Consider the following 11,835-nt stretch of genomic DNA (forward strand, 5'->3'; position numbering starts at 1 on the left):
CCGGACCGATCCTCCAGGCCAGGGGCCTGACCAAGCGCTATGGCGGCCTGCTCGCCAACAGCGACATCGACTTCACCGTCAATCACGGCGAGCTGCGCGGCATCATCGGCCCGAACGGCGCGGGCAAGTCGACCTTCTTCAAGATGCTGACCTGCGAGGTGCACCCGACCTCGGGCACCATCCTGTTCGAGGGCCGCGACATCACCGGCATGAACGTCACCGACGTCTGTCAGCTCGGCCTGACCAAGAGCTACCAGGTCAACCAGCTATTCGCCGGGCTGACGGTGCGCGAGAATCTGGTGATCGCGGCGCTGTCGGCGCTGCGCGGCAAGTTCAAGCTCGACCTGTTCCGCAGCATCGACAGCATCCCCGGCCTGTCGGAGCGCGTGCAGCAAACGCTGGAGCTGGTCAATCTCACATCGAGGCCCGATACGCCCGTGTCCGAGCTCGCCTATGGCGAGAAGCGACGGCTGGAGATCGGGCTGGCGCTGGCGACGTCGCCGAGCCTGTTGCTGCTCGACGAGCCGCTGGCCGGCATGAGCCCGCGCGAACGCGTCGAGACCGTCAAGCTGCTGAAGTCGATCAGCCAGGGGCGCACCATGATCATCATCGATCACGACATGGATGCGCTGTTCGAACTCGCCGAGCGCGTCACCGTGCTGCAGGAAGGCCGCGTGCTGGTCGAGGGAACGCCGGAAGAGATCAAGAACAACTCGACCGTCCAGGAAGCCTATCTTGGCGGCGTGCATGGAGTGCTCGCCGCATGAGCCTGCTCGAGGTCAATGGACTGAACAGCTATTACGGGGATTCCCATATCCTGTTCGACGTCTCCTTGCGCGTCGAGCGCAACGAGGTCGTGGCGCTGCTCGGGCGTAACGGCGCCGGCAAGAGCACGACGCTGAAGAGCCTGATGGGCGTCGTCACCCCGCGCCGCGGCTCGGTGATGTTCGACGGCGTCGAGATCTCCGGCCGGAAGAGCCACAAGATCGCGCAGGCCGGCATGCAGCTGGTCCATGAGGAGCGCCGCATCTTCGGCAGCCTGAGCGTCGAGGAGAACCTCGTGATCGCAGGCCTGACCGCCTCGCAGCGCTGGCCGCTCGAACGCATCTACGAGATGTTCCCGCGGCTGCGCGAGAGGCGCGGCAACCGCGGCACCGACCTGTCCGGCGGCGAGCAGCAGATGCTGGCGATCGCGCGCGCGCTGGTGCGCGATCCCAAGATCATCCTGCTCGACGAGCCGTTCGAGGGACTGGCCCCCGTGATCGTGCGCGACCTGATGAAGGCGTGCCGCGATCTGGCCGAGGCCGGGCAGACCATCGTGCTGGTGGAGCAGAATCTCGCCGCGACGCTGGCGCTGGCGCAGCGCATCTACATCATCAACAACGGGCACATCGTCCATGAAGGGCCGGCGCAGGAGATCAAGGCGCAGCCCGAGGTCCTGCAGCGCTATCTCGGCGTCTAGCATGCGAGCGCCGCAATCATGCGTTTGGCGTGATCGATGAGCACGTCCATCTCCTCCTTGCGGGTCTGCGCGGGCAGCAGCGCGACGCCGGCCTTCACCGGCATCACATGCATATGCAGGTGAAACACCACCTGGCCGCTGGCGGGCTCGCTGAACTGCTGGATGATGATGCCGTCGGCGGCAAACGCCTTCATCGCGGCGATGGCGATGCGCTTGGCCGATCGCGCCACCGCGGCGAGGTCGTCGTCCGCGATGTCGAGGATGCCGCGCGCGGGCGCCTTCGGAATCACCAGGGTATGTCCCGGCGATCGCGGCATGATGTCGAGAAAGGCAAAGGTCCGGTCGGTCTCGTAGACCTTGAAGCTCGGGACCTCGCCGCGCAGGATCTTGGCGAAGATGTTCTGGTCGTCATAGCCCGTCATGGTCGCGCGTTCCGGATCGATGGGTTGAGATTTCGACCGTGCGCGCCGGCCGCACGGGGCGCAAGTGATATCGACGCCGCATCGACCATCGGCTAACAACGCGCGATGAGCGAACCTGCTGGAAATGGCCAGACCGTCGAGAGTATCAGGCGCAGCCTCGCCGCCCGCCTCAAGGCGGCCGGCCGCGACGCCGCCGAGCTCGATGCGCGACTGCTGGTCGGCGCCGCGCTGGGGCTCGATCTGACCGGCATGGTCACCGGCGCGAAGCGCGCGCTGACGGGAGACGAGGCGGATCACCTCGAGCGTCTCGCGCAGCGCCGCCTCGCCGGCGAACCGATCGCGCGCATCCTCGGCGTCAAGGAGTTCTGGGGATTGCCGCTGCATCTGTCCGCCGCGACGCTGGTGCCGCGCCCCGACACCGAGACGGTGGTCGAGCGCGCACTCGAACTGCTGCGCGCCGACGGCGCGGCCGAGCGCGCGTTGCGGATCGCCGATCTCGGCACCGGTTCCGGCGCAATCCTGCTGGCGCTGCTCTCGGAACTGCCGAACGCACATGGCTTCGCCACCGACATCTCGGCGGAAGCGCTGCAGACCGCGAGCCGCAACGCCGCCGCGCTCGGACTTAGCCAGCGCACGACATGGATCGAGTGCGACTACGGCAGCGGGCTGGCCGGCGCATTCGAGCTGATCGTGTCCAACCCGCCCTACATTCCCTCGGCCGATATCGCTGCGCTCGACATCGAAGTGCGCGCGCATGATCCGCGCGCGGCGCTCGACGGCGGTGCCGACGGGCTCGACGCCTACCGCGCGCTGATTTCGCAATCTGCGGGTCTTTTGGCCTCAGGCGGATTTCTGGTTGTGGAAGTTGGACAAGGCCAGAGCGGCGACGTTGAAGCGCTGATGACGGCATCCGGGTTATCCCCAACAGGGCCGCCCAAGGCCGATCTGGGGGGCGTTTCGAGGGCCGTTTCCGCCCGCCGGCTGCCCCGATAAAGTCCTATTGGAACGAAAAAAAACCTCTTGGATTATCCCCCGGGAACGACTACGTTCCGGGCACAACATCGGTGCTGGCCCCGTAATCCGTTACGGGTGATGACCAGGGTTCAGCAGAGCCCGCCGATCGAAAGGTTCCAGGAACGCAGGTCACATAGAGCGCAATAGCCGAAGCTGTGCTGCTCTCGACCGCCAAGCGAACGAAAGCCTGTTATTGCGCTTGAAGACTTACGCACGAGAACTGAGCCTGTCTCAACGGGCGGAATGATTTGGTCGCTGGCGCGATTGCCGGCGGTTGGGGAACGCGTCTTTGCTGCACGCGACTTTGCTGAACGAGATGGTCGGCGACATCGAAACCACTTCGAACGGTATTGCGATTCCGTGTGCCTAGGCGCGCGCCGAATCGGACTCTGGGAATCGGACTTCTGAGAAATCGGACTGTGGACTGCAATAACTTCAGGGCTGGAATAAAAGGCGACAGATGAGAAACGGTCAGAACAACAAGCGGATGCGCAACCGGAATAACAACAACAATAACAACAACAATAACCGGCGCGGCCAGAATCCCCTGACACGGGTGTATGAATCGAACGGACCCGACATCAAGATCCGCGGCACGGCCTCCCACGTGGCCGAGAAATACGTTCAGCTTGCGCGCGATGCGCGCTCCTCCGGCGATCCGGTGGCAGCTGAGAACTACTATCAGCACGCCGAGCACTACTACCGGATCATCGCGGCCGCGCAGGAGCAGTTCCGGCAGAACCAGCAGCAACCGCGCCCGGACGCCGAGGTCACGCCGACCGAAGACGGCGACGACGACAGCGACGGCTATTCGAGCTTCGGCCAGGAGCCGGGCTTCGTGCCGCAGCAGCAGCAACCCTTCATGCGCGACAACGGCCAGCAGCCGTACCAGCGCGATCAGCAGCAGCCGCGCGAGCATCGCGAGCGTGACCAGCAACCGCGTGAGCATCAACCGCGTGAACATCGTGAGCGCGATCATCGTCCGCAGCCGCAATACCAGCCGCAGCCGCAGAACCAGCCGCAGCCCGCGATGGCCGATGCCGGCGGCGTCGATCGCCTGCCCTCGTTCATCACCGGCGGCGCGCAGCCGCAGGTCAACGGCGCCTATGAAGGCAACAATGGCGGCGCAGAACGCGGCGAACGGAGCGAGCGCTTCCCGCGCCGCCGTCGCCGTCCGCACGGCCCGCGCTCCGACCTGGCGGCGCAGCCCGCGCCGAGCGATGACTTCAATCAGGGCAACGAGTAACGCAACTGTGCAGCCACCCTCCCCCTTCCGGGGAGGGTGACATTTCACGGCTCGGTGTGAGCCGATTTGCGCGTCGCCGTCGAGGACGGCACCAGCACCGGACGCAATGACGGGATCAGTTGCGTGCGCTCGCGGCGCGCGGGAATCGCGCGATAAACCTGCTTGGTCGCCTCCACGATATGCACGCCGGCGAACGGCATCGACAGCGCCGCGCCGACCCGCTCCCACGCCATCGCCGAGCGCAGGAACCAGCTGCCCTGCACCGGCGGCATGAACAGCGCCTCGCCCCACGACGACGGCGTGAACCAGGTCTGCCGCAACAGCTGCGTGATCTGCGCCCGCGAATAGGGCCGGCCATGGCCGAACGGCGTGGCGTCGGTGCGCGTCCAGACGCCGCGGCGATTCGGGATGATCGCGATCACCCGCCCCGATGGCGAGAGCACCCGCCACACCTCGCGCAGCAACCGCTCCGGATCATCGGACATCTCCAGCGCGTGCACCAGCAGCACGCGGTCGACCGCGGCATCCGGCAGCGGCATCGAGAATTCGTCGATCAGGGTGGCCAGCGCCGGCCGGCCGGTCGGCCATTTCAGCACGCCCTGGGCCGCCGGCATGAAGGCAATGCAGCGCTCGCAGGACTCACGGAACAGGCCGAGATAGGGGGTCGGATAGCCGAGGCCGAGCACGCGCTGGCCTTCCGCGTTCGGCCACCGCGCGCGGATACCCCGGTTGATCAGCTGCCGCGCCACGATGCCGAGGCGCTGCGAATAGAAGTCGCGCAGGTCGATGACGTCCATGGTGTTTAGCCTAACACGCCCCCCGCTGCCCGGGTGCGCGGAAAATTGCATTGCCGCCGGAGCGTTAACGCCATATTTCACCCCTATATTGGGCGCGTTAAAAGCATGACCCGGGAAAGTCGATACCGGTCTTTCGAATACATCATGCTTTGAAATGTCCGTCCCGTTTGTTCGTGGAGATATCATGACCGCCGAAATTCGCACTTTCAGCTGCCTCACCGACAATTTCGGGTATTTGATCCACGATCCCGCGACCAAGGCGACCGCGTCGATCGACGCGCCGGAGGCCGGCCCGATCATCAAGGCGCTGGAGCGCGAAGGCTGGACGCTCACCGATATCCTGATCACCCATCACCATGGCGACCATGTCGGCGGCGTTGCCGAGCTGAAGCAGAAATATGGCTGCCGCGTCGTCGCCCCGCGCGACCAGTCGGCCAAGATCGCCAATGTCGATCTGCGCGCCGCCAATGCCGATGTCATCAAGGTCGGCAGCCTGCTCGCACGCGTGGTCGAGACGCCCGGCCATACGCTCGATCACATCTCCTATGTGTTCGACGGCGAGAAGGCGGTGTTCGCCGCCGATACGCTGTTCTCGATCGGCTGCGGCCGGGTGTTCGAGGGCACCTATCCCATGATGTGGGATTCGCTGCTGAAGCTGCGCTCGCTGCCGGATGATTTTCGTCTCTATTGCGGCCATGAATATACCGCGGCGAATGTGAAGTTCGCGCTCACCATCGAGCCTGACAATCCGGCCCTGCAGAAGCGGGCCGAAGAAGTCACAAAACTTCGCGCCGAGAACAAGCCGACGATTCCGGTGCTGCTCGGCGACGAGAAGAAGGCCAACGTGTTCCTGCGCGCCGACGAGCCCGCGGTCGCGGCCAAGCTGCACATGAAGGGCGCCGACCCGGCGCTGGTGTTCGGCGAGCTCCGCGAGCGCAAGAACAAGTCGTGATGGCCGACCTCTCGGCTGCCGACATCATCGCGCGGCTCGCGCTGCAGCCGCATCCCGAGGGCGGGCACTATCGCGAGACGTTCCGCGACGCGCGCTGCGACGCCAACGGCCGCGCGCATTCGACCGCGATCTACTTCCTGCTGGCGCGTGGCGAGCGCTCGCACTGGCACCGTATCGACGCGGTCGAGATGTGGCACTATTACGCCGGCGCGCCGCTGACGCTGCGGATTGCAGAGGACGGCGCTCCACATTCGATCACGCTCGGGCCGGATGTGGCGCGCGGCGAGCGGCCACAGGCAATCGTGCCGGCGGACGCTTGGCAGGCCGCGGAAAGCTGTGGCGACTGGACGCTGGTCGGCTGCACCGTCGCGCCGGGATTCGAGTTCGCAAAGTTCGAGCTGGCGCCAAAGGGCTGGGAGCCGGCTCCGTAAGAGCTCTCGTAGGATGGGTAGAGCGCAGCGAAACCCATCATCTCGCCGCGTGGATAGAAGTTGATGGGTTTCGCTTCGCTCTATCCATCCTTACGTTCTTTTTCTCAGCACCATGTCTTTCGCCGCGATCAACCCGCCGCCGGCGATCAGGATCGCGGCGATCGCGATGTTGGCACTCGGCTTGGCGAAGCCCGCCAGAATCAGGAACGCGGTCGAGAGCAGCGGCGTGGCGTAGGAGGCGGCACCGAGCACGCGGATGTCGCCGCGCTTCATGCCGATGTCCCAGGCGAAGAACGCGGCCCCCACCGGACCGATGCCGAGCGCGACGACGGCGAGCCATTGCAGCGGCGTCGCGGGCCACACCGTCGTCTCCACCATCATGTGCACCAGCGCCGCAAGCACGGCGGTCGCAAGGCAGAAGCCGGCCACCGCATCGGTCGGCACCGCCTTGAGCCGGCGCGACATCACCGAATAGGACGCCCACACGAACGCCGCGACGAAGGCGGCCGCGAAACCTGGAATCTGCTCTTTCGTGAAGGCGCCGGTGTTGCCGGCGAACAGCAGCACGGTGCCGGCGAGGCCGAGCAGCGCGCCGACGATGTGGTGCACCGCAAGCCGCTCGCCCGGCAGCAGCGAAGAGAACAGCACGATCAACAGCGGCCAGAGATAATTGAGCAGGCCGGCCTCGGCCGGCGGGGCGAAGCGCAGCGCCAGGAAATACAGCGCGTGATAGCCGAACAGCCCGCCGACGCCGACGACCCAGGCGACCGCCGGTTGCTTCAACGCGCCGAAGGCCGATGGACGCAACAGGAAGCTCGCGAACGCGACCGCGGCGCCGATCGCAAACGTCATGGCCGCAAGCTGGAACGCCGGTATGGCTCCGGTCGCGACCGTCATGACCGACAGCAGCGACCACATCAGGATGGCGGTCAGTCCGACAAAGGTGGCAGTTCGGGTCGTCATCTCAATTCAATCCGTCGTGGCCGGCATGACTGTCGAAAGGACGGCGGTCTGCAGCCGCTCGCCGATGTCCCGGCCGGCCACGTCTTCCTTCGCGTGTGGCGCGTTGTAAAGACGAAAATGCCCGGCACAAGGCCGGGCATTCGCTACTTGATTGTGCGCGCCTGCGACGCGACGACGCTGCTCGCGTCAGGCGTGATACTGGCCGCCGTTCACGGTCAGCGTCGAGCCGGTGATGAAACCGGCATCGTCGGCGGCCAGGAACACCACGGCCCGCGCGATCTCTTCGGGTTCGCCGAGCCGGGCGACCGGAATCTGCGGGATCACGTTCTTCTCGAGCACGTCCTTCGGCACCGCCTGCACCATCTCGGTGTTGATATAGCCGGGGCAGATCACGTTCACGGTGATGCCGCCCTTGGCGTTCTCGAGCGCCAGCGCCTTGGTGAAGCCGATGTCGCCGGCCTTTGCCGCGGAGTAGTTGACCTGGCCGAACTGGCCCTTCTGGCCGTTGATGGAGGAGATCGAGATGACGCGGCCGAACTTGCGGGCGCGCATGCCCTCGATCACCTGGCGCGTCATGTTGAACAGCGAGCCGAGATTGGTGTTGATCACGGCATTCCACTGCTCGACCGTCATCTTATGAAATGCGGTATCCTTGGTGATGCCGGCATTGTTGACGAGCACGTCGACCGGGCCGAGATCGGCCTCGACCTGCTTGACGCCGGCCGCGCAGGCGTCGAACGACGCGACGTCCCACTTGTAGACCGGAATCCCGCTCTCCGCCTTGAACTTCTCCGCCGCGGCGTCATTGCCGGCGTAGCTCGCCGCCACCTTGTAGCCCGCCGCTTTCAGCGCCTTGCTGATCGCAGCTCCAATACCGCGCGTTCCGCCCGTCACCAATGCAACACGTGCCATGTCCGTTTCCTCCTTGGCCGTCTTTTATAACCGGATAACTCCGGCCTACGCACTCACAACCCCTCGAAACAAAAATGCCCGGCGCAAAGCCGGGCATCTTATTTATCAGCTCGCGCCGCGGTTGACAGATGATCTTTTCATCACCTAACCGGCCTCGCTGCCTTTTGTTCAGTCGCGTGCAACGCACATAGCGATGCCCATGCCGCCGCCGATGCACAGCGTCGCGAGGCCCTTCTTGGCATCGCGCTTCTGCATCTCGTGCAGCAGCGTCACCAGCACGCGCGCACCCGACGCGCCGACCGGATGGCCGATCGCGATCGCGCCGCCATTGACGTTGACCTTGGCCGGATCCCAGCCGAGGTCCTTGTTCACCGCACACGCCTGCGCCGCGAACGCCTCGTTGGCCTCGATCAGATCGAGGTCGGCGATGTTCCAGCCGGCCTTCTTCAGCGCGGCGCGCGAGGCGGGGATCGGGCCGGTGCCCATGATCTTGGGGTCGACGCCGGCCTGGCCCCACGAGACGATGCGGGCCAGCACCTTCTTGCCCTGCTTGGCGGCTTCCTTGGCGGTCATCAGCACGACGGCGGCGGCGCCGTCATTGATGCCCGAGGCGTTGCCGGCGGTCACGGTGCCCTCCTTCTCGAAGGCCGCGCGGAGCTTGGCCATCGCGTCGAGCGTGGCGCCATGTCGCGGATACTCGTCGGTGTCGACCACGATATCGCCCTTGCGGGACTTGATGGTGACCGGGACGATCTCGTCCTTGAACTTGCCGGCCTTCTGCGCCGCCTCGGCCTTGTTTTGCGAACTGACCGCGAACTCGTCCTGCTGCGACCGGGTGATCTGGTACTGCTTGGCGACGTTCTCGGCGGTGTTGCCCATGTGGTAGCCGTTGAAGGCATCCCACAGCCCGTCCTTGATCATGGTGTCGATCAGTTCGAGGCCGCCCATCTTGACGCCGCCACGCAGATACTGCGCGTGCGGGGCCATGCTCATGGATTCCTGGCCCCCCGCGACGACGATCGAGGAATCACCGTTGAGCAGCGCCTGGTAGCCGAGCGCCACGGTGCGCAGGCCGGAGCCGCAGAGCTGGTTGACGCCCCAGGCCGGGCTTTCCACCGGGATGCCGGCCGCGATCGAGGCCTGGCGGGCCGGGTTCTGGCCCTGCGCGGCGGTGAGGATCTGGCCCATGATGACTTCGGAGACTTGGCCGCCCTCGACGCCGGCACGCTCCAGCGCCGCCTTGATGGCGATCGCACCGAGGTCATGGGCCGGCGTGGTGGCGAAAGCGCCGTTGAAGCTACCGACGGGGGTGCGGGCGGCGCTGACGATGACGACATCGTCTGACATGGACATCTCCTATGGGTTGTAGCTGGGTTTCTCGACGGCGGGCGGCCGATTTGGCGGGCCTGTCTCTTGACGGCTATCCTGTAAACCTCATCGAGACATGTCAATCGCACTGTCGGGCAAATCGCGCCGCGACGCACTCAAAATGACGGCCTTGGCACTTTCCTGAGCAAATCCTATGCTTTGGAATTAACCGCATAGCACAAAACTGTAGCCGAACCGCTTTGAAAATGCTTACCTTTGCTGCGATGCGTTGCATTTTGCCCTGCGGCGATGCCGTAGGGTTCCAGGTTCTTCGGTGTTGAAGTGAGAGCCCATGGCAAAATCTGAACAACCGACCACGATCAAGAAATACGCGAACCGGCGGCTCTATAATACCGGGACGAGCACCTATGTGACGCTCGAGGATCTCGCGGCGATGGTGAAGGAAGGCGAGGATTTCCTCGTCTATGACGCCAAGACCGGCGACGACATTACCCGCTCCGTGCTCGCGCAAATCATCTTCGAGCAGGAAAACAAGGCCGGGCAGAACCTGCTGCCGACCACTTTCCTGCGCCAGCTGATCCGCTTCTACGGCGACAGCATGCAGATGGTGGTGCCGAAATATCTCGAACAGTCGATCGAGACGCTGACCAAGGAACAGGAAAAATTCCGCAAGCAGATCGCGGGAGCGCTGAGCGGCACACCGTTTGCGCCGCTGGAAGAACAGGTCCGCCGCAACATGGAGCTGTTCCAGCAGACCTTCTCGATGTTCAAGCCGTTCGTGCCGCAACGCGGCGGCGGCGAGGCCGAGAAGGCGCCGGAGCCCACGCCCGATGACGGCAACATCGACGACCTTCGCCGCCAGATGAAGGACATGCAGGAACGCCTCGAGCGCATGTCGCAGCCGACGAAGAAGGACGAGTAGGTCGCTTCGCCGATCGGCCGGACTCACCGGCCGCTATCGTTTCGCGCAATCCTGACGGCGGCAACTCAGGCCGGCGTCAGGCGCCCCTTGCCCCGGGGAGCATGCTCTTGCGGACGATCGCGTGGACGCCCCAATTGCCGTCGGCAACCTGCGTGACGCCGAAATCGACGCCGAGCGAGATCAGCGCCAGCGCCTCATCCTCGCTGAGACGGTAGCACTCCATCAGGAATTTGCGCGTCGCCCGGAACGCATTGCGCAGCGCGAGATCGACCGACGAGCGCTGGTAGATTTCCGACTGCGCGTTGCGCCCGAGCTCGCGCAGATAATTGCCGTAGCTGAAGCCGTGCAGGATCCACTCCTCCGGCGTTTCCAACAGCGGGTGCGCGAGCCCTTCGACATGCGGCTTGGTCGCCCTGCCGCTCTTGTGCAGGATGAAGCGAAACTGGCCGGTGAGCGAAAGCTCGAGCGCGGTGCCGTTGACCTCGCCGTCGCCTTGCGCGAAGTGCGGATCGCCGATCGAGAACAGCGCGCCTGATACTGCGACCGGCAGATAGAGCGTGGTGCCCTTGGTGGCGCGCCAATTGTCGACATTGCCGCCGAAATAGCCGGGCGGAATCGAATCGATGATGTCGGATTCGCGCGGCGCCACCGCCATGAAGCCGAAATGCAGCCGTGCCGGAATCCGCACGCCGGCGAGCACGCCGGGCTGTTTCTCGACGGTGGCGTGATCGACCGGCACGCCGGGATAATCCATCGTCTCGTGGCGCACGCCGAACGGATCGGTCTGCGGCGTCCAGCGGTAGGAATAGACAGCGCGGGCCCACTCGGCCTCTGCATCGGTCTCGAAGATCGTGATGGTCTCGCGCTTGGCCGGCGGATCGATCAGATCGTTGTATTGAAAGCCCCACCAGGCCGCGGCATTGCTGCCGAACGACTTGCCGGCATAGGCCGGGTTGGCTGATGGCCGCGGCCAGATATCGAGGATCTGCACCTCGAGCACATCGCCCGGCTCCGCGCCGCAGACATAGATCGGTCCGGTGCAGATGTGCACGCCGAACCCTTCGCCGGCGCCGCGGCCGAAGATCGAACCATCCATCGGGCCGGCGCCGCGCCGTTCGACCGACTTGCCCTCGGCGGTCCAGCGAAACACGCTCTCCGCACCCGGGTCGCCCTTGATCATGCGCTCATAATCATCGAATGCGTGCTGGGTCAGCGTCTCGATCGTCACCACCGCGCCCGACTGCACGCTCATGACCGGCGGGATGGCGCGGCTGAGATAGCCCCAATGCGCGGTCTCCCTGGACACCTTGAGATGGTGATGCGAGGCGCCCCGCCCTTCCGGTACAGCCGCCGGCAGTTCAACCGGCATGATCGGCTCCGGCGGC

At 65.1% G+C, this 11,835-nt stretch carries 13 protein-coding genes; 7 read left to right on the forward strand and 6 right to left on the reverse strand.

Going from position 1 to position 11,835, the window contains the following annotated elements; genetic code table 11:
• On the forward strand, nucleotides 1–767 hold a 767-nt coding region (locus AKL29_RS46145), incomplete at its 5' end, for an ABC transporter ATP-binding protein (RefSeq protein ID WP_244482652.1).
• On the forward strand, nucleotides 764–1,462 hold the full coding sequence (locus AKL29_RS38330) for an ABC transporter ATP-binding protein (protein ID WP_050387756.1): 699 nt from the start codon (nucleotides 764–766) through the stop codon (nucleotides 1,460–1,462). The genes AKL29_RS46145 and AKL29_RS38330, both read left to right, overlap by 4 nt.
• On the opposite strand, the gene AKL29_RS38335 is transcribed toward AKL29_RS38330, so the two are convergent.
• On the reverse strand, nucleotides 1,459–1,884 hold the full coding sequence (locus tag AKL29_RS38335; RefSeq protein ID WP_050387757.1) for an HIT domain-containing protein: 426 nt from the start codon (nucleotides 1,882–1,884) through the stop codon (nucleotides 1,459–1,461). The genes AKL29_RS38330 and AKL29_RS38335 overlap by 4 nt on opposite strands.
• Before the next feature lie 105 nt (nucleotides 1,885–1,989).
• Here AKL29_RS38335 and prmC point away from each other — a divergent pair, with 105 nt between their 5' ends.
• Nucleotides 1,990–2,877: a peptide chain release factor N(5)-glutamine methyltransferase gene (gene prmC / locus AKL29_RS38340; RefSeq protein WP_050387758.1), complete on the forward strand. Its 888-nt coding sequence runs from the start codon at nucleotides 1,990–1,992 to the stop codon at nucleotides 2,875–2,877.
• 481 nt (nucleotides 2,878–3,358) lie between these two features.
• Nucleotides 3,359–4,144: a DUF4167 domain-containing protein gene (locus AKL29_RS38345; protein WP_050387759.1), complete on the forward strand. Its 786-nt coding sequence runs from the start codon at nucleotides 3,359–3,361 to the stop codon at nucleotides 4,142–4,144.
• A 44-nt stretch (nucleotides 4,145–4,188) separates the two neighbouring features.
• Here AKL29_RS38345 and AKL29_RS38350 read toward each other — a convergent pair whose 3' ends face one another.
• The gene (locus AKL29_RS38350; protein WP_050387760.1) at nucleotides 4,189–4,941 is read right to left on the reverse strand and encodes a class I SAM-dependent methyltransferase; all 753 of its coding nucleotides are present in this window, start codon (nucleotides 4,939–4,941) and stop codon (nucleotides 4,189–4,191) included.
• Between the two features lie 184 nt (nucleotides 4,942–5,125).
• Between AKL29_RS38350 and gloB the strand changes: the two genes are divergently transcribed.
• On the forward strand, nucleotides 5,126–5,893 hold the full coding sequence (gene gloB, locus AKL29_RS38355; protein ID WP_050387761.1) for a hydroxyacylglutathione hydrolase: 768 nt from the start codon (nucleotides 5,126–5,128) through the stop codon (nucleotides 5,891–5,893).
• Nucleotides 5,893–6,324: a cupin domain-containing protein gene (locus AKL29_RS38360; RefSeq protein ID WP_050387762.1), complete on the forward strand. Its 432-nt coding sequence runs from the start codon at nucleotides 5,893–5,895 to the stop codon at nucleotides 6,322–6,324. The genes gloB and AKL29_RS38360 overlap by 1 nt, the downstream gene beginning before the upstream one ends.
• Nucleotides 6,325–6,414: 90 nt before the next feature.
• On the opposite strand, the gene yddG is transcribed toward AKL29_RS38360, so the two are convergent.
• The 3 genes from yddG to AKL29_RS38375 form a co-directional block, all read right to left on the reverse strand.
• Entirely contained in the window at nucleotides 6,415–7,287 is an 873-nt protein-coding gene (gene yddG, locus AKL29_RS38365; protein WP_050387763.1) for an aromatic amino acid exporter YddG, read from the reverse strand.
• Between the two features lie 186 nt (nucleotides 7,288–7,473).
• Nucleotides 7,474–8,199, reverse strand: a complete 726-nt coding sequence (gene phbB, locus AKL29_RS38370; protein ID WP_016841131.1) for an acetoacetyl-CoA reductase — start codon at nucleotides 8,197–8,199, stop codon at nucleotides 7,474–7,476.
• Between the two features lie 168 nt (nucleotides 8,200–8,367).
• Entirely contained in the window at nucleotides 8,368–9,546 is a 1,179-nt protein-coding gene (locus AKL29_RS38375; protein ID WP_050387764.1) for an acetyl-CoA C-acetyltransferase, read from the reverse strand.
• A 313-nt stretch (nucleotides 9,547–9,859) separates the two neighbouring features.
• On the opposite strand from AKL29_RS38375, the gene phaR reads away from it, so the two are divergent.
• Complete coding sequence (phaR, locus tag AKL29_RS38380; protein ID WP_016841133.1) at nucleotides 9,860–10,450, forward strand: polyhydroxyalkanoate synthesis repressor PhaR; 591 nt, start codon at nucleotides 9,860–9,862, stop codon at nucleotides 10,448–10,450.
• Nucleotides 10,451–10,526: 76 nt separating this feature from the next.
• Here phaR and AKL29_RS46150 read toward each other — a convergent pair.
• Nucleotides 10,527–11,835 (reverse strand): acetamidase/formamidase family protein (locus AKL29_RS46150; protein ID WP_244482653.1); only part of this gene is annotated, 1,309 nt, incomplete at its 5' end.

The sequence above is a fragment of the Bradyrhizobium pachyrhizi genome (assembly GCF_001189245.1).
Lineage (GTDB): Bacteria > Pseudomonadota > Alphaproteobacteria > Rhizobiales > Xanthobacteraceae > Bradyrhizobium > Bradyrhizobium pachyrhizi.

Coding starts and splice junctions, on each gene's coding strand:
- AKL29_RS38330 (WP_050387756.1), top strand. CDS start 764: ATGAGCCTGCTCGAGGTCAATGGACTGAACAGCTATTACGGGGATTCC.
- AKL29_RS38335 (WP_050387757.1), bottom strand. CDS start 1,884: ATGACGGGCTATGACGACCAGAACATCTTCGCCAAGATCCTGCGCGGC.
- prmC (WP_050387758.1), top strand. CDS start 1,990: ATGAGCGAACCTGCTGGAAATGGCCAGACCGTCGAGAGTATCAGGCGC.
- AKL29_RS38345 (WP_050387759.1), top strand. CDS start 3,359: ATGAGAAACGGTCAGAACAACAAGCGGATGCGCAACCGGAATAACAAC.
- AKL29_RS38350 (WP_050387760.1), bottom strand. CDS start 4,941: ATGGACGTCATCGACCTGCGCGACTTCTATTCGCAGCGCCTCGGCATC.
- gloB (WP_050387761.1), top strand. CDS start 5,126: ATGACCGCCGAAATTCGCACTTTCAGCTGCCTCACCGACAATTTCGGG.
- AKL29_RS38360 (WP_050387762.1), top strand. CDS start 5,893: ATGGCCGACCTCTCGGCTGCCGACATCATCGCGCGGCTCGCGCTGCAG.
- yddG (WP_050387763.1), bottom strand. CDS start 7,287: ATGACGACCCGAACTGCCACCTTTGTCGGACTGACCGCCATCCTGATG.
- phbB (WP_016841131.1), bottom strand. CDS start 8,199: ATGGCACGTGTTGCATTGGTGACGGGCGGAACGCGCGGTATTGGAGCT.
- AKL29_RS38375 (WP_050387764.1), bottom strand. CDS start 9,546: ATGTCAGACGATGTCGTCATCGTCAGCGCCGCCCGCACCCCCGTCGGT.
- phaR (WP_016841133.1), top strand. CDS start 9,860: ATGGCAAAATCTGAACAACCGACCACGATCAAGAAATACGCGAACCGG.